Raw genomic sequence first — 19,999 nt, 5'->3', positions numbered from 1 at the left:
CGCGTTTAAGGAAGTTCCATCCTCTACAAGGGTGAAGGCGTTTCTTTCTTGCTCAAGGGGAGAAATCCGGATTTTTGATGATCAGCTTTCTACATCCTGGCGAATGAATTCACGTTTCACGATTCGGACAGGTCCAAGCTTGACCTCATCCACACTACCCATGAAGCGAATAAGCGTATTCGGACGGATGATGCGGTACTCGGTACTCGCCGCGTCACCAATACCAATTGCTATCGCCTTGGCGATGTCCTTCACACTGTCAGTGTCGCCCTTGCTAAAGGCGATACTACGCGCAACCTCTTCAACTGACTTCTGATGAATACGACTGGCGCCGAAAACTTTAGCCGCTCGGGATGACAGATTTCGCGAAGCCTCCAGCAATTCCTCGGTAAATTCCACAGTGCCATGCGCTCCACTACTAAATCCCTTTTCTGAACTCTTCAGCAGTGTGCGAAAAACTTCCTCGCTGCTAACAAGCGCAGCCCGAAACGCCTCGACAAACACCTCCGCAAGTTGAATCAACTGTTGATCACTGGCCATTACGATTTGAACTCATTCTGCATGCCCCCGAATCGTTACTCACGAGCCATCATAGCGGTAAGGATGAGCGACGCATTCATCCTTAGATTGAAGTCCGAAGATCGCCCGAATGAATCGTGATCGCATGCCTTGGCATCCAATTGTTGACACCCCCACAAACTACCTCCACATTGTTGACGCGACATCGAGCAACAAGTTGAAAGTAAACGGTTTTTAGGAACGGCCGTCCGGCTCCAGGTTCCCCAGCCAAACATCTTCTTTCCACTAGCTTCAACAGTCAGCTAACTGTTCGGTCACGTCGCCGCGGACTTGCTCCTCCATGTCGAAGGCGCAGTCCTGGAACACTGGTTCGAGATGCCGATGAAGGCATACGTCTCTGTCACCTTGTAACGGCGCCTTCGTACCGTTCGTGCGACCTACTCCTCGAAACGATCCGTGGCATCACGATCGCGCTCGTATCGTCTCTTGAGCGGAAACGGCGGCAACCAGGACTCGCGACGGACGGTCCAGAGTTCGTAGGTCGGCCTCAGTTGGTCAGGGGCATCCAGGGATCCCAGGTTCACCTCGATTTCGTCTGCAGTGCATCCGAAAATTGACGAGCCGCAGCGGGGACAGAAAAATCGCCCGGCATAGTCGCGTGTTTCGCCATCGATCGTCACCGCATCCCGAGGGAATACGGCGGAAGCGTGAAAAAGGGCTCCATGATGCTTGCGGCAGTCGAGACAGTGACAAAGGCCGACCCTGTACGGGCGTCCCGACGCCGCAATCCGGACGTTGCCGCACAGGCAGCCGCCTGTGAATCGGTCCATGCTGCGTCTCCTCCAAAATCAAGCGGGCGGAATAATTACAACGAACTGTACCGTCAGTGCAATTTTCCGCTGTGGCGGAGGACGCGTAGCCGCTCGCGGCAAGGAGAATTTAGGCTATGCGGAGGGATTGCGCTCGGTGGTCCGCCCCTTGACAATCACCAGCGCTGCTGCAAATTTTTGGACATGGGGTAGCGATCACCCCACGAGGCGACAGCTAGAGAATCGCGTCCTTGAACCCCGAAGCAACGGAGGGACGCAGCTATGCCGTCATATCTCGAAATCACATCTGACAAGCTGACCCGCATCGTCGGCACGCCGAACGTGCCAATGCTTATTGACGTCCGCACTGACGACGACTTTGCGGACGACCCACGGCTCATCCCGGGCTCTATCCGGCGGGACTATCGTGAGGTCGAGGCCTGGAGTTCTGAGGTCACCGGCCCTTCGATCTTGATATGCCAGAAGGGTGAGAAGCTCAGCCACGGCGTCGCTGCCTATCTGAGGTACGCAGGAAACCAGGCTGAGGTGCTCGACGGCGGTTTCGAGGCCTGGCGCGCGGCAGAAGGCATCCTCGTTCCGGACGAGAAACTGCCGCCGCGCGATGCAAAGGGCCGGACGGTATGGGTGACACGGGCTCGCCCGAAGATCGACCGCATTGCTTGCCCCTGGCTCATCCGCCGTTTCGTGGACCCCTCCGCAGTCTTTCTGTTCGTTCCTGCAAGTCAGGTGCCCGCTGTTGGCGAGCGCTTCGGCGCAATGCCTTTCGACATCGAGGAGGTCTTCTGGAGCCATCGTGGCGAGCTTTGCACATTCGACGTGATGGTCGAGGAGTTCTGCCTGAAGTCGAAGCCCATTCTCCATCTCGCGAGGATCGTGCGCGGCGCGGATACGGCGCGGCCAGACCTCGCACCGGAAGTGCCTGGACTATTGGCCGCCTCCCTTGGCCTCTCCCGAATGTTCGACGACGACCTCGAACAGCTGGAGGCAGGCTTGACGATCTACGACGCTTTCTACAGATGGTGCCGCGACGCGACGGACGAGACGCATAACTGGCCGAATCCGAGGAAGGGATAGGAAACGATGACCGAGTTGGCCAGAAAGGCAGGAAACGCACCTCTCTCGGCCGAGAGCGATATCGTTCCCCTGTCCGAAGCAACGAAAGTCTGGGCCCGCGTCGCCGCCTTGAGTTTCGGCGGTCCCGCGGGACAGATCGCCGTCATGCATCGCATCATCGTCGACGAAAAACGCTGGGTTGGGGAGCACCGTTTCCTGCATGCGCTGAACTATTGCATGCTCCTTCCCGGTCCAGAGGCGCATCAGCTCGCCATCTATATCGGCTGGCTCCTCAACCGAACGCTGGGCGGCGTCATTGCCGGCGCTTTGTTCGTCTTGCCGGGCTTCGTGTCCATTCTCGCGCTCAGCTATATCTACGTGCTCTTCGGTAACGTGACGTTCGTCGAAGGGCTTTTCTTTGGCCTCAAATGCGCTGTCCTGGCAGTCGTCATACAAGCGGTGTTCCGGATCGGCAGCCGGGCGCTCACGAACAATGTGATGATCGGCATGGCGGCTGCCGCATTTATCGCGATCTTCTTCCTGCACGTGCCCTTCCCGCTCATCATTGTCGGCGCGGGTGTCATCGGCTTCCTTGGCGGCCGTGCCGATGTGGCCGCCTTCAAGGTTGGCGGCGGTCACAAATCGGGCTCAGGCAAGATTCTGGAAGACCGAGACTCGGCTCTGGGCGAAAATGTCCCTCTCCACGCGCGGCCGAATCTGGCCTGGTCGCTGAAGACGTCAGGGGCATTGGCCGCTTTGTGGCTCCTTCCGGTCGCGGGGCTCTGGGTCACTCTCGGCCCTGATAACGTATTCTCCAAAGTTGGCATCTTCTTCAGCCAGATGGCTGTTGTCAGTTTCGGCGGAGCGTATGCGGCTCTCGCATATGTCGCCCAGGAGGCTGTCCAGCGATTCGGATGGCTACAACCCGGGGAAATGCTGGACGGCCTCGGAATGGCGGAGACCACGCCGGGTCCGCTGATCATGGTAACGCAGTTCGTTGGCTTCCTGGCGGGCCACCGCGATCCTGGTACGCTGAGCCCGCTGACGGCGGCCACGCTTGCCGCGGTCCTGACGACCTGGGTGACCTTCCTGCCGAGCTTCCTATGGATTTTTCTTGGCGCCCCGTTCATCGAAAAACTGCGGGGAAACGCGGCACTCTCCGCAGCCATGTCGGTGATCACGGCTGCGATCGTCGGCGTGATTCTCAATCTGGCGATCTGGTTTGGCCTGCACGTTCTTTTTGGAGAGGTCCGCACGCTCACCTTTGGAAGCTGGTGGCTTGATGTCCCGGTACTTTCGTCGCTCAACCTGCCGTCGCTGACTTTGACCGTGCTCGCCGCCATTGCGATATTCCGTCTCAACTTCTCCGTCATTGTGACGCTTCTTGCTGCGGCTATCCTCGGCGTCGGATGGACAGTAGTGGCACTGGGTTAGACGATCGCGATCAGGCCGACGACTGATAACTGGTCGTCATGGTGGCAAACGCGTTGGCAAAGCAAAAATGCCTTCACCGCGACACGGATGAAGGCTACAGCAGTCCATAGCCGACGCTCATCATTGGATTTCGCCATGACCGATACTGTTACCGATCGCTTTCTTCGCTACGTCGTCATCGATACGCAGTCGGATCCCAAGTCGCCGACGCAGCCCTCGACAGAAAAGCAGAAGAACCTCGGCCGTATGCTGGTGGAGGAATTGCTGGCAATCGGCCTGTCCGATGCGCATCTCGACGAGCACGGCTATGTCTATGCGACCATCCCGTCCAACACCGACAAGCCGGTCCCCGTCATCTGCTTCTGCTCGCACATGGATACCGCGCCGGATTTCACAGGGACGAACGTGAAACCGCAAGTCGTGCGCAACTATGGCGGTGGAGACATTCAGCTTTCGGGCGATCTGCAGCAGGTCATTCGCGTCAGCGATCATCCGGCACTGAAGGACCAGATCGGCAACGACATCATCACCACCGACGGCACGACGCTGCTTGGTGCCGACGACAAGGCCGGAATTGCCGAGATCATGACCGCGGCGCAATACCTGGTCGGCAATCCCGATATCAAGCATGGGACGATCAAGATCCTGTTTACGCCCGACGAGGAAATCGGGCGCGGCGTGGACAAGGTCGATCTCGCAAAGCTGGGCGCACAGTTTGCCTATACCATGGATGGCGAAATGCCTGGGCACATCGAGGATGAGACCTTCTCGGCCGATGGCGTCGAAATCACTATTCAAGGTGTCGCGATCCATCCCGGTTTCGCCAAGGGGAAGATGGAGAATTCCGTCAAGATTGCCGGAGCGATTATCAGCCGGCTACCGAAGGACGTGGCGCCCGAGACGACCGCAGGCCGACAGGGTTTCGTTCACCCGACGGGTGTGACCGGCTCGATGGAAAAGGCAAACCTCAGCCTCATCGTCCGCGACTTCGAAGACGACGGGCTTGCCGCCAAGGAGGCCATGCTCGAGGGGATCGTGCGGGAGGTCATGGCCGACTATCCCGGCTCATCCTACACCTTCAAGGTCAAGCAGCAGTACCGCAACATGAAGGTCATCCTCGACCGTCATCCGGAGATCGTCGAAAACGCCCTCGAGGCGGTGCGACGGGCGGGCATGGAGCCGGTGCGCGGCAGCATAAGGGGCGGTACCGACGGTTCGCGGCTTTCGTTCATGGGGCTGCCCTGCCCCAACATCTTCGCCGGTGGCCACGCCTTTCACTCGCCGCTCGAATGGGTCAGCCGGCAAGACATGGAGAAAGCCGTAAGGACGATCGTCGAACTGGCGAAGATCTGGGCGGAGCGCGCTTAGAGCCTGCCTATCTATTCAAGACGCGAAGCTACAGCGACATTTCTGTCAGCGATTGCGCGCTAGGTGGTGCACGAGACCGCGCCGGCCGCGTTCCATGACCACGTTATGGTTCCATCTGAAGACCGGCCGCAGGATGAATGCAAATCTGACCATCCAGGGCTTTGTCACCTTGACGATCCAATCGTAGCGAACCTTGCATTTGGAGCCTTCGGGCCGCAGCGTCCACCGTCCGATGCCATCGAGTTCGCCGGAAGCCCGGCCCTCGATGGTCACGAGCGGCTCTACCCTCACCGTCTGCATCTCGAAGATCAGGTCGTAAGGCAGTGCGGTCGACCATCGCATCCGGTAGATGGAACCGATGCCTGCCTCGTCCCCTTCCTGCAACAGATCGACCTGTTTCACGGACGGCCACCATTCAGGCCAGGTCTCAGGCGTATTGAGCACCCGCCAGACATCTTCAACCGCTGAATCGACGATCCATTCCGTCGCAAGATGAAACTCGGTCGATGACATCGCTCATCCGGCTACTGCTTTAATTCGCTGCAAGCGCCGACAAAGAGGCGCTTGCGATATGATACATGAGCGCGCTTGAAAATACTCCTGCTGAAGGCCAAGCGCTCAACTGCGCAGCCCGGGAGCTTCATAGCCCGTGCGCGCCACATATTCCGTATAGCCGCCGGCATACTGGTGGATGCCGTCAGGCGTGAGCTCCAGCACCCGGTTGGACAGAGCGCCGAGGAAGTGGCGATCGTGCGAGACGAACAGCATCGTTCCCTCATACTCCGACAGGGCCTTGATGAGCATTTCCTTGGTGTCCAGATCCAGATGGTTCGTCGGCTCGTCCAGCACGAGAAGGTTCGGTGGGTCGAAGAGCATGATCGCCATGACCAGCCGGGCCTTCTCGCCACCCGACAGCACCCGGCATCTCTTCTCCACATCGTCGCCGGAGAACCCGAAGCAGCCTGCCAGCGCACGCAATGAGCCCTGGCCCGCCTGGGGGAACTTATCCTCAAGCGACTGGAGCACGGTGCGGTCGCCGTCCAGCAGGTCCATGGCGTGCTGTGCGAAATAGCCCATCTTCACGCTGGCACCCAGAGCGACGCTGCCTTCATCCGGCTCCGCAGAGCCCGCTACCAGCTTCAGCAACGTCGATTTTCCCGCGCCGTTTATGCCCATGATGCACCACCGCTCCCGGCGCCGCACCATGAAATCCAGTCCCTCATAGATGGTTCGGCTGCCGTATTTCTTGTGCACGTTCTTGAGGTTGATGACGTCCTCACCGGAGCGCGGCGCCTGCTGGAACTCGAACGAGACCATCTGGCGGCGCTTGGGCGGCTCCACCCGGTCGATCTTTTCCAGCTTCTTCACGCGGCTCTGCACCTGCGAAGCGTGCGAGGCGCGCGCCTTGAAGCGCTCGATGAACTTGATCTCCTTGGCGAGCATCGCCTGCTGACGCTCGAACTGAGCCTGCTGCTGCTTTTCGTTCTGTGCCCGCTGCAGCTCGTAAAAGCCGTAGTCACCCGAGTAGGTCGACAATGTCCCGCCATCGATTTCGATGATCTTGGTGACGATGCGGTTCATGAACTCGCGGTCGTGCGAGGTCATTAGCAACGCGCCTTCGTAGCCCTTGAGGAATTCCTCAAGCCAGATGAGGCTTTCCAGATCCAGATGGTTGCTTGGCTCGTCGAGGAGCATGACATCGGGCCGCATCAGGAGAATGCGGGCGAGCGCCACACGCATCTTCCAGCCGCCCGAGAGCGCGCCGACATCGCCATCCATCATCTCCTGGCTGAAGCTCAGGCCCGCCAGGACTTCGCGCGCACGCCCTTCGAGCGCATAGCCATCCAGTTCCTCGTAGCGCGCCTGCACTTCGCCATAGCGCTCGATGATCGTCTCCATGTCGTCCGCCTGATCGGGATCGGCCATGGCAGCCTCAAGAGCCCGCAATTCGGCGGCAACGATGCTCACGGGGCCTGCGCCATCCATCACCTCGGCGACGGCACTGCGGCCCTCCATCTCGCCCACATCCTGGTTGAAATAGCCGACGGTGACGCCCTTCTCGACGGCGACTTGTCCCTCGTCCGGGTGCTCTTCCTGCGTGATCATCCGGAAGACCGTCGTCTTGCCGGCACCATTCGGACCGACGAGACCGATCTTCTCGCCCTTGTTGAGAGCCGCAGAAGCCTCAATGAAGAGGATACGGTGGCTAAGCTGTTTGCTGATGTTTTCGATGCGTATCATTGGCGTTCGGGCATCCCGGAATGGTTTCGGCGCGCCCTTATGTCACGTGTCGCGCCGCCTGTCGCAGATTTTCAGCATCGGGATTTATTTTGGGATGGGTTCGGGCGAACGTCAATATTGTGCGCCGCACATCGAAGATCCTGACAGCGCGGAGGCAGACCCGATCTGTCAAAATAAAACCCGGCGCCGCAACGCCGGGTTCCGAATTCCAGATATCCGTCGCGTTACTCGCGGCGCATCAGGCGCATGACGAGCGAGACGACGAACAGCACCAGGAATATGAAGAAAAGAACCTGTGCTATGGAAGCCGAAGCGCCTGCAATGCCGCCGAATCCAAGTACACCGGCGATCAGGGCTACGACGAGAAATACCAAAGCGTAGTACAGCATGGTGAACTCCTCTATCCGATCCTGGCCTAATAACGGCGATCCTTGGCAATTTGTTCCAGAAGGCCTTGGAAAGTACTGCGGCCCCTGGGATGTCAGCCGAGCTGAAAGGCGCCCCGAGGTGAGCGGTCACCTTGATCGGGGGTGGGCGGCTCGGCCGCTTCGAGGTAGAACTTCACCGGCGCGGTCAATACGAACCACATGCATGCGCCACCCATAAATGCCGCTCCGACCGGCTCGTCGATGCGTGTCACGAACGGCAGGCCCGCCGAAACGAAGAGAACCGTCATGCGCAACGACCACTCCGCCTCACGTTTGCTGATCGCACGGGCCCGGAGCGATTTGTAGCGCCGGGCGTCATAGCCGCCTGCTCCGGTTCTCGCGGAGGAAACCAGCTTCCAGACGGATGGCAGCGCCAGCATGAACAATGCCGCGAGGCTCAGGACAAGAGGCCAGCCGGAGAGAATGTACCGGCTTGCGATCGCAAGCAGCGAAAGCATCGCGAGATTCCACACCGGTTCCAAACGTTCCGGATGTTGCGCCGTATAAGCATGCCAAGCCCGCAGCGTACGTGCCGCGCCGGAAAGCAGCGGCTCGTCAATATAACGATTGATCCAATCCATTTAGAATACCGGTCCTATCGCATCGAGATGACCGGCAACACCATGCAATCTGGTCATCATAATGGCGGGACGGCTTCACACCGTCAATTTTGCCCTGACGCTATCGGCGATTTCCTGCATCCGATCCGCCGGAGCATGACCGATCAGCATGAAAGCATGGGTGTTATCGGACCAGTAAACGACATTCATGCCCAAGCGACCCTCGATATCCGGCGACTTTTCGCCGCTGTTCGAACGGATGATGCAGAGTGCCATCGGGCCTGTCTCGGGATCGAGATAGGCGATCTGCGCGAGCGGTTTTTCTTCATACTCGAGGAGCTGCGCGCGCTTGAAGTCCACGCCGGGCAACGCGACCTTCTCCGGAGAAAGCGCAAGACCCAGCTTTCCCTCGAGCAGGGCGAGCTGAGCGCTCTGAATATCGGCAGGTGGCACGGGACCCGCAAGCGTGTCCGCCGTGTAGAGCGAGAGGTATTCGGCGACGACGCCGCGCCATTCCGTGCTCTCTTCCCTCGATGGACGGCGACTGAGACCGATGTAGGCACGATCGACAATGACGCCCGCGACAACCGAGGCAGCAATGGCGCTGAGAAAGCCGCGACGGCTCGTCAAAGTCGAGGCTGTGGTGTCCTGCCGCTCGGGGATCGCAGAGAGCACCGCTTCCAGCTCGGCCTTTGGCGCGGCAGTAAGAAGCGGCGCGAAAGCCTCCTTGAACGGCAGACTGCTACGGGAGAGGAATTCCAGCCGCCCGGCCACGTGGTCGTCGACTGTGGCAAGCGCTTCGATACGCGCGGCATCCTGAGGCGGCAATTCACCGTCAATGAAGGCCGTCAACTCTTCGTCAGAGGGCATAATATGGATATCGTTGCTCATTCTCGTGCCTCTTTCGAAAGAGCCCCGGAGAGCGTCGCACGGGCTGCCGCCAGCCGGCTCATCACAGTTCCGATCGGTATTCCCAAGACTTCTGCCACCTCGCGATAAGAGAGTCCTTCCACATAAGCGAGGAAGACGGCGCTGCGCTGTGCTTCCGGAAGCGCATCCACCTGCCGAAGCACCTGGTTTGCCATGACGTGCGTTTCGGTGTCGTGGGCGCCATCGAAGACCAGCGCTTCTTCCGGATCCGCGAAACCCCTGCCCTGGCGGACCTTGCGAGAGCGGACCTCGTTCAGCCAGATCGAATGCTGGATCGAAAACAGCCAGCGATCGAGCCGGGTTCCTGGTTCGAATTGCGCAGCGCGCTCAAGCGCCCGGACGCAGGTCTGTTGCACGAGATCATCGGCCACATCACGCTGACGCGAGAGTACAAGGCCATAACGCCAGAGCCTGGCAAAGTTCTCTGTCAGGCCTTTCCTGATATCCGCTTCGCTCGCGATGGCCGCCTCCGCCCCGGTTCTTCTTCCGGAGATCGCCGGTTGAGCCGGCGATTCCATTTTCAGGCGACTATACGCAGGAAATGTCGTGCGCGCGACCGACATCCGAATATCCCCTCCTGCCTGCCCCGCGTCCTGCTTCGATTTACATCTTCGACGGATTGAGGATGGCAGCGTTGAGGTCCTCATACGGCTCGCATTCGGTGCCGCAGATCGTCTTGATGATGCCTAGCTGCTCCTTGGCAAGATCCATGCGGCCTTTGACGACATAGGCTTCGCCGAGATACTCACGGACCTGCGCATAGTTCGGGTCGAGCTTTACCGACTGGAGGTAGTAGGTGATGCCTTCGTCCGTACGGCCGAGCTTGCGCGTGGCGTAGCCGCGATAATTCAGCACTTCCGCATTATTCTGATCCTTGACGGTATCGAGCATATCGAGCGCCTCCTGGTATCTGGCGGCCTTGGCCAGCGCATAGGCATAATCGGTACGGTCCTCGTCCGGCACATTGGCGCTGCTCTGCTTTACGCATCTCTTCGATTTCTTGTCGTAGATTTGACCCTTTTTGCAAACGGGCGTGCTCGCGTCGCTGCCGCTACCACCACCGCCGACTGCGAAAACCGGGGTAGAAAGCATGGAGGCGGCGATGAAGCCGCCAAAAACGAGAGAAGCAATGCGAACGGTCGTGGTCGTCGTCATGGGAATATCTCCGTGGAAAATGACGTTGCGCCGAAAGAACACTCCTGCCCTTCGTTTTATTCGGACGGCGTAAGGGATTTTTGCATCACCTTTTTGTGACGCTGACGGCCGAATAAATCGCCGTGCCAAGTGTTCTCCGTTTTGCCGCCGGGCAACAAGGAGAATGCAGTGAGCGATACGGTGAAATTGCTGAGCCTCGCGGTTGCGGTGCCGGAACACGTCATCACGCAGGCAGAAGCTGCCGCGGCTTCCGCCCGCCTCTTTGCTGGCCGCTTCGCGGACTTTCGGCATCTGGCCGGCGTCTTCGACAATGCAGGCATTAGCAAACGCCATGCAGCGCGGCCGCTCTCATGGTTCGACGAACCGCATGGCTGGCCGGACCGCATGAACGCCTATGCGGAGGTCGCGGGCAGCCTCTTCGTTGAAGCAGCGACAAAGGCACTGCGGCGTGCCGATCTGAAAGCAGGCGATGTCGATTGCGTCGTGACCATCTCCTCTACCGGGTTCACGACGCCGAGCCTCGACGCGCAACTTGCCGGGAAGATGGGGTTCCGACCGGATATCGAGCGTGTGCCCGTGTTCGGGCTTGGCTGCGCGGCGGGCGTCTCCGGCTTCGGCATCGCGGTCCGGCAGGCGAAAGCCAGAGCGGGCAAGATCGTTCTCTTCGTGACCATCGAACTCTGCACCCTCGCCTTCCGGCTGGACGAGCTGACGCGGCCGAACATCATCGCAACTGCGCTATTCGGCGACGGCGCTGCGGCTTGCGTGCTACGCAACGGCGGAGACGGCATCGCCGCGGTGGAATCCACCGGCGAACATCTGTTTCCGGACACGCTCGACATCATGGGCTGGAAGATCGACGATACCGGCTTCGGCATCGTGCTTGCGCAATCGCTGCCGCCCTTCGCTGAAAGGGAGCTTGGCCCGGCCTTGGACGGCATCCTTGCCCGCAACGGGCTTTCGCGCCGGGACATCGACCGCTTTGTCTGCCACCCGGGTGGCACCAGGGTGCTGGAAGCGATGGAAAGCGCGCTGGCGCTTTCGCCCGGGTCGCTCGATCATGAACGCTCGGTGCTGTCCGATTATGGCAACATGTCCTCGCCGACCGTGCTCTTCGTGCTGGAACGCGTCATCCAAGCCGGTCTGCCGGACCGCGCAGCGATGATTGCGATGGGACCGGGCTTTTCGGCCAGCTGCGTCACGCTGCGGAGGACCGCATGATGCTCGCCTCCGTCGCACTCCTAACCTTCGTGACGCTTCAGCGGCTCGGCGAGCTTGCTCTTGCCAAGCACAACACCGCCGCGCTCTTTGCGCGCGGCGCGCGGGAGTTCGGGGCCGAGCACTATCCCTATATGGTTGCACTTCATGCAGGCTGGATCGGCGGATTGTGGCTGCTTGCCACCGACCGGCCGGTAAACTTCTTCTGGTTCGGCATCTTCATGCTCCTGCAGGTCCTTCGTCTCTGGGTACTTGCCACTCTCAAGGAGCGATGGACGACACGTATCATTGTTCTTCCGAACGCGCCGCTTGTCCGCAGTGGACCCTATAGCCTCATCCGGCACCCCAATTATGCGATCGTTGCCGGAGAGATCGCAGCCCTGCCGCTGGCGTTCGATATGTATTTGTATGCCGGGATCTTCACGGTGCTGAATGCGATCATACTGACCGCCCGCATCCGCGCCGAAAATGCGGCACTCCGAGCGGCAATGATTTTGAAATGAAATGCATTTTTCAATTGCGCCGTCGCGATCCAGGGGGCATTTTCGGCCCTTGGAATTAAGTGGGCTGCAAGAAAAAATGACAAAGAATGCAATAGTGCTCGGTGCCGGCATCATCGGTGTTTCGGCGGCAATTCATCTGCAACGGCGCGGACGGCAGGTGACATTGATCGACCGCAAGGCTCCGGGGAGCGAGACCTCTTTCGGAAATGCCGGCCTGATCCAGCGCGAAGGTGTTGTGCCTTACGGTTTCCCCCAACAGTTCGGGATGTTGCTGCGCTATGCGCTGAACAACCGCATCGACGCGCATTACCATCTGAAGACGCTGCCAAGTCAGGTCGCTTTCCTTGCCCGCTATTGGTGGAACTCCAATGCGCGGCGACACGAGGCAATCACGCGCGCCTACGCACCGCTGATCGAAAACTCCGTGTCCGAGCACAAGGACCTGATCGAGGCCTCGCATGCCGAGGCGCTGATCCGCAAGGATGGCTGGATGCGGGTTTTCCGCACGGCCGAAAAATATGATGAGGCGATTGCCGAAGCCACCCTCTGGGAAAAGGAGTTCGGCGTCACCTATGACAAGCTGAGTTCCGCCGATGTGGCGCGCATCGAACCGAACCTGACGCAGAATTTTACGGGCGGCCTGCGCTGGCGCGATCCGTGGTCTGTCCTCGATCCGCATGCGCTGACGAACGCCTACTGCACCTATTTTGAAAGCCTGGGCGGTCGTTTCGTTACCGGCGATGCCGCTTCGCTCGGCCAAGTAGGCTCCGGCTGGCGCATCTCCACGGCCGAAGGCCCGCTGGATGCCGACGATGCCGTGCTGGCGCTCGGCCCCTGGGCCGCGGTGGCGACGAAGCGGCTTGGCTACTCCTTCCCGCTCGGCGTCAAGCGCGGCTACCACATGCACTATGCGGCAGAGGGCAATGCCGTCCTCAACAACTGGACGCTCGATGCCGAGCGTGGTTATTTCCTCGCACCGATGAACCGCGGTATCCGTCTGACCACCGGCGCGGAGTTCGCCACGCTCGACGCACCGAAGACGCCGGTTCAGCTCGACCGCGCGGAAAAGGTGGCGCGCACCGTGTTCCCGCTCGGGCGCCGTCTTGATCCGGAGCCGTGGATGGGTGCCCGCCCCTGCACACCGGACATGATGCCTATCATCGGCAAGGCTCCGCGCCACAACGGGCTGTGGTTCGCCTTCGGACATGCGCATCACGGCCTGACGCTCGGACCGGTGACCGGCCGCGTGCTTGCGGAATTCATTACCGGCGAAACGCCCTTCATCGATATTTCGGCCTATTCGCCGCAGCGCTTCAACCCGTGACGGCACAACATGACATGGCGGCTTTCATCAGAGCTGTGCTTCGATTGCCGCCTTGTCTATCACCGACCAAACCTCATCGATCTTTTCCCGATCGAAGCGATAGAAGACATTTTCGGCGAAAGAGACGCGCTTTCCGTTGACGGGAAGGCCGAGGAACGTTCCCTTCGGCGTACAATCGAAAACAAGCCGGCTGGCGATAAAGGGCGGATCGGAGATCAGCAGCTTGACGTCGAAATGAAGGTCCGGGATCTCCTCGAAGTCCCGCTCCAGCATCGCCTGATAGCCTGCCAGGCCGAGCCTCCGATCATTGTGGCGTACATCGTCGCCGACGAAGTGTCCCAGCCGCTGCCAGTCCTGCGCATTCAGGCAGGCTATGTAATCGCGATAGATCGCTGAAAGTTCCGCTCGGCTCAAGGCAGGTCCTCCGGCTCCGGGCGGCTTCTGCGGCGACCGCCACTGAGCACGCGAAGATGGTCGCTTCCAAGAGGCCGTCAATAGGCCTTGGTCAGGCAACGCCAAGCGGCGCGAGCTTCTTTCGCGCCGCTTCCGCAATACCTTCGACCGTGTCGTCGATATCGACGGTCACGACGCCGGGCTCGCCGGTCGGCACTTCGAGCGTCTGGAGCTGGCTATCGAGCAGCGACGCCGGCATGAAATGGCCCTTGCGCTCGCCCATCCGCCGCGTAAGCAGATCCCGAGAGCCATCAAGATAAACGAAGAAGAGGCTGCCGCCGGCGGCGGTGCGAAGACGATCGCGATAGATACGCTTCAGCGCCGAGCAGGAAACAACGATGCCTTCACCCTTTGCGAGAGCGGATTTGATGGTTTCGCCGATCACGTCGAGCCAAGGCATGCGGTCGTCATCGGTCAACGGGATGCCTTTCGACATCTTCTCGACGTTCGAAGCAGGATGAAGCCCGTCACCTTCGACGAAGCGGAGGTTCAGCGCCTCCGCCAGTTTCTCGCCAATCGAGGATTTGCCGGAGCCGCTGACACCCATCACGATGATTGCGTGGGATGTGTCCGTCCGTTCCGGCATGTATCCTCCGTCGTCGCCTGTACCCGCTCAGTCGAGCGGGAAGTGACAGGCGTATTGTTGCGTGCCTGTTCCACTTAGTAGAGGCTCGACCCGACGGCAATAGTCCTGAGCCTTCCAGCAACGCGGATTGAAGTGGCAGCCGCTCGGCGGCTTCAGCGGCGACGGAAGCTCGCCCTGCAGACGGATGCGGTTCTTGGCGCGGTCGGGATCAGCGATCGGCGTCGCGGACAGCAGGGCGGCTGTATAGGGGTGACGCGGGTGCGCAAAGACTTCGGCCGCCGGCCCCGTCTCGACCGGCCGGCCGAGATACATGACCATCACGTCGTCGGCGATGTGGCGAACGACCGAAAGACCATGCGAGATGAAGAGATAGGCAAGGCCCATTTCCTTCTGCAGGTCCATCAAAAGGTTCAGCACCTGAGCCTGGATGGAGAGGTCGAGGGCGGACACGGGCTCGTCGAGCACAAGCACTTTCGGCCGCAGCATGAGCGCACGGGCAATGGCGATACGCTGGCGCTGACCGCCCGAGAACATATGCGGATAGCGACCGTAATGTTCCGAGCGCAGGCCGACGCGCGCCATCATCTCTTCTGCCCTACGACGGCGGGCCGCGGCATCGAGATCGGTGTTGATCTTCAGCGGCTCCTCAAGAATCGCGCCGACTTTCTGGCGCGGATTGAGCGAACCGTAAGGGTTCTGAAATACGATCTGAACCTGGCTGCGCAGGCTTCGATCACCGATCCGTGCAGGCTTGCCATCGATGAACAATTCGCCGCCCGTCGGGTCCTCGATCATGGTGACGAGACGCGCGAGCGTCGACTTGCCGCAACCGGATTCGCCGACGACGGCGAGCGTTTTTCCGGAATAAAGGCTGAAGCTGACACCATTCAGCGCCTTGACGGTCGCTTCAGGTTTGAACATGCCGCGATTGACGGTGTAGAAACGGGCAAGATCCTTGCCCTCGAGAACGGCTCCGCTCATACGAGGTCTCCAGCGGATTGCTTCGGCATCGCGCCCGGATGACCGAGCGGCTTGCCGTCTTTCAAGGGATAGTTGCAAAGTGCCACGCCGAGGTCCGGTCCCTGGCGCACGACGCCGCGCTCGCATTCGACTGTGGCAAAACCGCAGCGTGGCGCGAACAGACAGCCGCTGGGGCGGTCATGCTGGCCCGGCACCACGCCGGCAATCGACGGCAGGTGCTGCCCGACGGCGGCGCGCTCCGGCAGAGCGGAAAGCAATGCCGCAGTATAGGGGTGATGTGGGTCGCGGAAGAGTTCCTTGACCGGCTGTTCCTCTACCTTTTGACCGGCATACTGCACCTGAACGCGCTCGGCGGTCTCGGCGACCACACCCATATCGTGGGTGATCAGCACGAGCGCCATGCCCTGCTCGCGTTGCAGGCGGACGAGCAGGTCGAGGATCTGTGCCTGGATCGTCACATCGAGCGCAGTCGTCGGCTCGTCGGCGATCAAAAGCTTCGGATTGCAGGCGAGCGCCATGGCGATCATGACGCGCTGGCTCATGCCGCCGGACATCTGGTGCGGGAAGTTCGACAGGCGATCTTCCGGAGCAGGGATGCCGACGAGATTCAGCAGTTCGATCGAACGTTCGCGGCGTTCCTTGCGGTTCATGCCCATGTGCACGCGCAGGGTCTCGCCGAGCTGGAAGCCGACGGTAAAGCACGGGTTGAGGCTCGACATCGGCTCCTGGAAGATCATCGCCATGTCCTTGCCGATGATCTTGCGGCGCTGGCGGCCGGAAAGGCCGATGAGTTCCTTGCCGTCGAAGGTCATGCGGTCGGCGGTGATCTTGGCCGTCCAGGGCAGCAGCCCCATCATGGCAAGCATGGCAACGGACTTGCCGGAGCCGGACTCGCCGACGATCGAGAGGATCTCCCCCTTGTCGCAGTTGAGCGACACGCCATCCACGGCGCGAAACAGACCGGAAGACGTCTGGAATTCGACAGTCAGATTCTGGATATCGAGAAGCGGCATCACGACCTCTTCAGCTTGGGATCGAGCGCATCACGCAGACCGTCACCCATCAGATTGATGGCTAGAACGGTGACGAGGATGGCAAGACCCGGGAACGTTACGACCCACCAGGCGCGCTGGATGAACTCGCGCGCTTCGGCGAGCATCGTGCCCCATTCGGGTGTCGGAGGCTGTGCACCCATGCCGAGGAAGCCGAGAGCCGCGGCATCGAGGATCGCCGCCGAGAAGGCGAGCGTTGCCTGGACGATCAGCGGCCCGAGACAGTTCGGCAGGATGGTCTTGAACATCAGACGCAAGGTGCCGGCGCCCGCCACGCGCGACGCGACGACATATTCCTTCTCGCGCTCCGCCATGACGGAGGCTCGCGTCAGGCGCACGAAATGCGGCTGGTTGACGATCGAGATCGCGATCATCGCATTGGTAAGGCCGGGACCGAGGACGGCGACCAGCACGAGAGCCAGAAGCAGCGACGGGAAGGCCAGAATGATATCCATCAGGCGCATGATGACGATATCGACGCGGCCGCGGAAATAGCCCGCGACGAGGCCGATCAGTACGCCCGCGATCACAGACAGCGTCACGACGACGACGCCGATGAAGAGCGAGAAGCGCGCGCCGTAGATCAGACGCGAGAGAATGTCGCGGCCGACGGCATCCGTTCCGAGGGGGAAGGACGCGCTGCCGCTTTCCGACCAGAACGGCGCCAGCAGCAGCATCTGACGGTTCTGCTCATTCGGCGCATGCGGCGCAACGAAGGGAGCAAAGATTGCCAGCACAAGAATGACGACGAAGACAGCGAGGCCGATGACAGCCCCCTTGTTTCGCGAGAAGTAGTACCAGAATTCCGCAAGGGCGGATGGCTGGACGGTTTTGGTCGTGACCGTGCTCATGAACCGCTCCTAGTGCCGAATGCGTGGGTTGATGAAGCCATAAGTGATGTCGACGATCAGATTGACCAGCATGATGATGCCGGCAATCAGCAGAAGACCACCTTGGACGACGGCATAGTCGCGCTTGAACACCGCGTCGACCATCCATTTGCCGATGCCAGGCCAGGAGAAAATCGTCTCCGTCAGGATCGCGCCTGCGAGCAGCACGCCGACCTGCAGGCCGATCGTGGTGACGACCGGGATCATGGCGTTGCGCAGAGCATGCACGCCGACGACGCGCAGCGGCTTCAGGCCCTTGGAACGGGCCGTGCGAACGTAATCCTCGCCAAGCACTTCGAGCATCGCCGAGCGTGTCTGGCGCGCGATGACGGCTAGCGGGATGGTGGCAAGCACGATCGTTGGCAGAATGAGATAGCTTACCGCCGAGCGGAATGCTCCCGCCTGACCGGAAAGAAGACTGTCGATCAGCATGAAGCCGGTGACCGGCTTGAAGAAGTACATCAGCGAGATACGGCCCGAAACGGGCGTCCAGCCGAGGTAACCGGAGAAGAAGATGATGAGCAGCAAGCCCCACCAGAAGATCGGCATCGAATAGCCGACGAGGGCGACGCCCATCACGCTTTGGTCGAACCATGTGCCGCGCTTGACGGCGGCGAAGACGCCCGCCGGCACGCCAAGACAGATCGCGAGAATAATGGCACAGAGCGAAAGCTCGAGCGTCGCGGGGAACAGCGCACCAAATTCGCCGAGGACCGGACGCTTCGTGACGATCGACGTCCCGAGGTCGCCATGCAGCACCTTACCAACGTAATCGAAGTACTGGATATACATGGGCCGGTCGAAACCGAGATTGTGCATGATCTGGGCATGACGCTCTGGCGCCATCACGCGTTCACCCGACATCAGCATGACGGGATCGCCGGGAAGCAGACGGATGAACGAGAAGGCAATAAGCGAAACGCCGAGAAATGTCGGGATCAGGACGGCAAGGCGCCCAATGAGAAATCGCAGCATGACAGATGGTCCAACAATTACCGGCGGCCAGGATATCGCCCGACCGCCGGAGAGCCCGGTATTCCGGGCATTTTGCACTATTTTTCGTTATTCGGCGATATCAACGCCGTCGAAGCGGTGAACACCGACCGGATCCTGCACGAAGCCGGAAACCTTGGCGCTCATCGGGACGAATTCGGTCGAGTGGTCGAGCGTTGCCCAAGGAGCTTCCTTCTTGAAGATCACCTGAGCCTGCTCGTAGAGTTTCGTACGCTCTGCGACGTCGGCCGTCTGCTTGGCCTTCGTCATCAGGTCGTCGTATTCCTTGTTGCACCACTGAGCACGGTTGTTACCACCGACTGCACTGCAGCCGAGAAGCGTGTCCATGAAGTTGTCCGGGTCGCCGTTGTCGCCGGTCCAGCCGAGAATGACGGCACCGTCACGGTCCTTGGCGGAGGAGAGCTTCAGGTATTCAGCCCACTCATGGGTGACGATCTCGGCCTTGACGCCAGCTTTGGCGAGGTCGGCCTGCATCAGTTCGGCGGCGCGGCGCGCGTTCAGCATGTAGGGACGGGAGACAGGCATCGCCCAGATCTTCATGCTGAGATCCTTGACGCCAGCGGCCTCGAGCATCTTCTTGGCTTCGTCCGGATTGTATTCGTCGTCCTTGACGGCGTCGTTATAGGACCACATCGTCGGCGGGATCGGGTTCTTGGCAACCTGGGCCGAGCCCTGGAAGACCGCGTCGACGATCGCCTGCTTGTTGACCGCCATGTTGAGCGCCCTGCGGACTTCGGCCTTGTCGAAGGGCGCAACGAGCGTGTTATAGGCGAGGTAGGCGACGTTCAGGCCCGGCTGTTCCAGAACCTTGAGGTTGGAATCGGCCTTGAGATCCTTGATGTCGGCAGCGTTCGGGTAAGGCATGATGTGGCATTCGCCAGCCTTCAGCTTCTGCGCGCGCACCGATGCGTCCGAAGTGATCGCGAAAACGAGATCGTCGATCTTTTCCTTGCCCTTGAAGTAGGTGTCGTTGGCCTTGTAGCGGATGACGGCATCCGGCTGGTAGGCGACGAAGGTGAAGGGACCGGTGCCGAGCGGCTGCTGGTTCATCTGCTCCATCTTGCCGTCGGCCTGCAGCTTATCGGCATATTCCTTGGAGAGGACGGAGGCAAAGTCCATCGCGAGGTCGGCGATGAAGGGCGCTTCCGGATGGTTGAGCGTGAACTTGACCGTCAGGTCGTCAACCTTCTCGACCGTCTTGATGAGGTCCGGGAAGCCCATGCCGGCCGCATATTCGTAGGAGCCGCCTGCGACATAGGTGTGCCACGGATTGTCGGCCTTCAGCTGGCGCTCGAAGGAGAAAACGATATCGTCGGCATTGAGGTCACGCGTCGGCGTGAAGAAGTCGGTCGTCTGGAACTTGACGCCCGGACGCAGCTTGAAGGTATAGACCGTGCCGTCGTCGGAAACGGTCCAGCTCTCGGCAAGACCCGGCTCAACCTCGGTGCTGCCGTGCTTGA

Annotated in this window: 22 protein-coding genes; 6 read left to right on the top strand and 16 right to left on the bottom strand. The window is 60.4% G+C overall.

The features are described from left to right. Positions 1-81: 81 nt before the first annotated feature. The gene (locus tag ACPYOI_RS16825) at positions 82-540 is read right to left on the bottom strand and encodes a hypothetical protein (RefSeq protein ID WP_481415026.1); all 459 of its coding nucleotides are present in this window, start codon (positions 538-540) and stop codon (positions 82-84) included. Positions 541-956: 416 nt separating this feature from the next. Further along, positions 957-1,349 carry a GFA family protein gene (locus ACPYOI_RS16820; RefSeq protein ID WP_481415027.1) on the bottom strand — a complete coding sequence of 131 codons (393 nt, stop codon included), beginning with the start codon at positions 1,347-1,349 and terminating at the stop codon, positions 957-959. 261 nt (positions 1,350-1,610) lie between these two features. Here ACPYOI_RS16820 and ACPYOI_RS16815 point away from each other — a divergent pair, with 261 nt between their 5' ends. The 3 genes from ACPYOI_RS16815 to pepT all read left to right on the top strand — a co-directional run bounded on the left by ACPYOI_RS16815 (position 1,611) and on the right by pepT (position 5,204). Next, positions 1,611-2,423, top strand: coding sequence for a chromate resistance protein ChrB domain-containing protein (locus ACPYOI_RS16815; RefSeq protein WP_481415028.1), 813 nt, complete (start codon positions 1,611-1,613; stop codon positions 2,421-2,423). 6 nt (positions 2,424-2,429) lie between these two features. Next, positions 2,430-3,836: a chromate efflux transporter gene (gene chrA, locus ACPYOI_RS16810; protein ID WP_481415029.1), complete on the top strand. Its 1,407-nt coding sequence runs from the start codon at positions 2,430-2,432 to the stop codon at positions 3,834-3,836. Between the two features lie 135 nt (positions 3,837-3,971). Continuing rightward, the gene (pepT, locus tag ACPYOI_RS16805; protein WP_481415030.1) at positions 3,972-5,204 is read left to right on the top strand and encodes a peptidase T; all 1,233 of its coding nucleotides are present in this window, start codon (positions 3,972-3,974) and stop codon (positions 5,202-5,204) included. 45 nt (positions 5,205-5,249) lie between these two features. Here the strand turns inward: pepT and ACPYOI_RS16800 are convergent, their stop codons facing one another. From ACPYOI_RS16800 to ACPYOI_RS16770, 7 genes are all read right to left on the bottom strand, one after another. Then, positions 5,250-5,717, bottom strand: coding sequence for an SRPBCC family protein (locus ACPYOI_RS16800; RefSeq protein ID WP_481415031.1), 468 nt, complete (start codon positions 5,715-5,717; stop codon positions 5,250-5,252). Positions 5,718-5,822: 105 nt separating this feature from the next. After that, positions 5,823-7,445, bottom strand: coding sequence for an ABC-F family ATP-binding cassette domain-containing protein (locus ACPYOI_RS16795; RefSeq protein WP_481415032.1), 1,623 nt, complete (start codon positions 7,443-7,445; stop codon positions 5,823-5,825). A 224-nt stretch (positions 7,446-7,669) separates the two neighbouring features. Continuing rightward, a complete protein-coding gene (locus ACPYOI_RS16790) occupies positions 7,670-7,834 on the bottom strand; it encodes a DUF1328 domain-containing protein (protein WP_022717247.1) in 165 nt (54 codons plus the stop codon). Between the two features lie 92 nt (positions 7,835-7,926). Beyond that, on the bottom strand, positions 7,927-8,454 hold the full coding sequence (locus ACPYOI_RS16785; protein ID WP_168828479.1) for a hypothetical protein: 528 nt from the start codon (positions 8,452-8,454) through the stop codon (positions 7,927-7,929). Between the two features lie 75 nt (positions 8,455-8,529). Further along, positions 8,530-9,324 carry an anti-sigma factor family protein gene (locus tag ACPYOI_RS16780; protein WP_481415033.1) on the bottom strand — a complete coding sequence of 265 codons (795 nt, stop codon included), beginning with the start codon at positions 9,322-9,324 and terminating at the stop codon, positions 8,530-8,532. Then, a complete protein-coding gene (locus ACPYOI_RS16775; RefSeq protein WP_481423078.1) occupies positions 9,321-9,926 on the bottom strand; it encodes an RNA polymerase sigma factor in 606 nt (201 codons plus the stop codon). Before ACPYOI_RS16775 ends, ACPYOI_RS16780 begins: the two co-directional genes overlap by 4 nt. A gap of 40 nt (positions 9,927-9,966) precedes the next feature. Continuing rightward, positions 9,967-10,518, bottom strand: coding sequence for a tetratricopeptide repeat protein (locus tag ACPYOI_RS16770; RefSeq protein WP_481415035.1), 552 nt, complete (start codon positions 10,516-10,518; stop codon positions 9,967-9,969). 168 nt (positions 10,519-10,686) lie between these two features. Between ACPYOI_RS16770 and ACPYOI_RS16765 the strand changes: the two genes are divergently transcribed. The 3 genes from ACPYOI_RS16765 (at position 10,687) to ACPYOI_RS16755 (ending at position 13,563) form a co-directional block, all read left to right on the top strand. After that, positions 10,687-11,739, top strand: a complete 1,053-nt coding sequence (locus tag ACPYOI_RS16765) for a type III polyketide synthase (RefSeq protein WP_481415036.1) — start codon at positions 10,687-10,689, stop codon at positions 11,737-11,739. Further along, on the top strand, positions 11,736-12,239 hold the full coding sequence (locus ACPYOI_RS16760) for an isoprenylcysteine carboxyl methyltransferase family protein (protein ID WP_481415037.1): 504 nt from the start codon (positions 11,736-11,738) through the stop codon (positions 12,237-12,239). The genes ACPYOI_RS16765 and ACPYOI_RS16760 overlap by 4 nt, the downstream gene beginning before the upstream one ends. A 76-nt stretch (positions 12,240-12,315) precedes the next feature. Next, entirely contained in the window at positions 12,316-13,563 is a 1,248-nt protein-coding gene (locus ACPYOI_RS16755) for an NAD(P)/FAD-dependent oxidoreductase (RefSeq protein WP_481415038.1), read from the top strand. 27 nt (positions 13,564-13,590) lie between these two features. Here the strand turns inward: ACPYOI_RS16755 and ACPYOI_RS16750 are convergent, their stop codons facing one another. From ACPYOI_RS16750 to ACPYOI_RS16720, 7 genes are all read right to left on the bottom strand, one after another. Further along, positions 13,591-13,977: an ester cyclase gene (locus ACPYOI_RS16750; protein ID WP_481415039.1), complete on the bottom strand. Its 387-nt coding sequence runs from the start codon at positions 13,975-13,977 to the stop codon at positions 13,591-13,593. A gap of 91 nt (positions 13,978-14,068) precedes the next feature. Further along, positions 14,069-14,602, bottom strand: a complete 534-nt coding sequence (locus ACPYOI_RS16745) for a gluconokinase (protein WP_481415040.1) — start codon at positions 14,600-14,602, stop codon at positions 14,069-14,071. A 27-nt stretch (positions 14,603-14,629) separates the two neighbouring features. Further along, a complete protein-coding gene (locus ACPYOI_RS16740) occupies positions 14,630-15,583 on the bottom strand; it encodes a dipeptide ABC transporter ATP-binding protein (protein ID WP_168828470.1) in 954 nt (317 codons plus the stop codon). Further along, positions 15,580-16,596 carry an ABC transporter ATP-binding protein gene (locus ACPYOI_RS16735; protein WP_481415041.1) on the bottom strand — a complete coding sequence of 339 codons (1,017 nt, stop codon included), beginning with the start codon at positions 16,594-16,596 and terminating at the stop codon, positions 15,580-15,582. Before ACPYOI_RS16735 ends, ACPYOI_RS16740 begins: the two co-directional genes overlap by 4 nt. Beyond that, positions 16,596-17,486 carry an ABC transporter permease subunit gene (locus tag ACPYOI_RS16730; protein ID WP_168828468.1) on the bottom strand — a complete coding sequence of 297 codons (891 nt, stop codon included), beginning with the start codon at positions 17,484-17,486 and terminating at the stop codon, positions 16,596-16,598. Before ACPYOI_RS16730 ends, ACPYOI_RS16735 begins: the two co-directional genes overlap by 1 nt. Before the next feature lie 9 nt (positions 17,487-17,495). Then, positions 17,496-18,500: an ABC transporter permease subunit gene (locus tag ACPYOI_RS16725; RefSeq protein WP_168828467.1), complete on the bottom strand. Its 1,005-nt coding sequence runs from the start codon at positions 18,498-18,500 to the stop codon at positions 17,496-17,498. Between the two features lie 87 nt (positions 18,501-18,587). Next, on the bottom strand, positions 18,588-19,999 hold a 1,412-nt coding region (locus ACPYOI_RS16720), incomplete at its 5' end, for an ABC transporter substrate-binding protein (protein ID WP_481423077.1).

It is taken from the genome of Rhizobium sp. SVR5-2C (genome assembly GCF_056755115.1).
The sequence above is the reverse complement of the archived record's forward strand: the minus strand, read 5'-3'. Positions and strand labels throughout refer to the sequence as shown.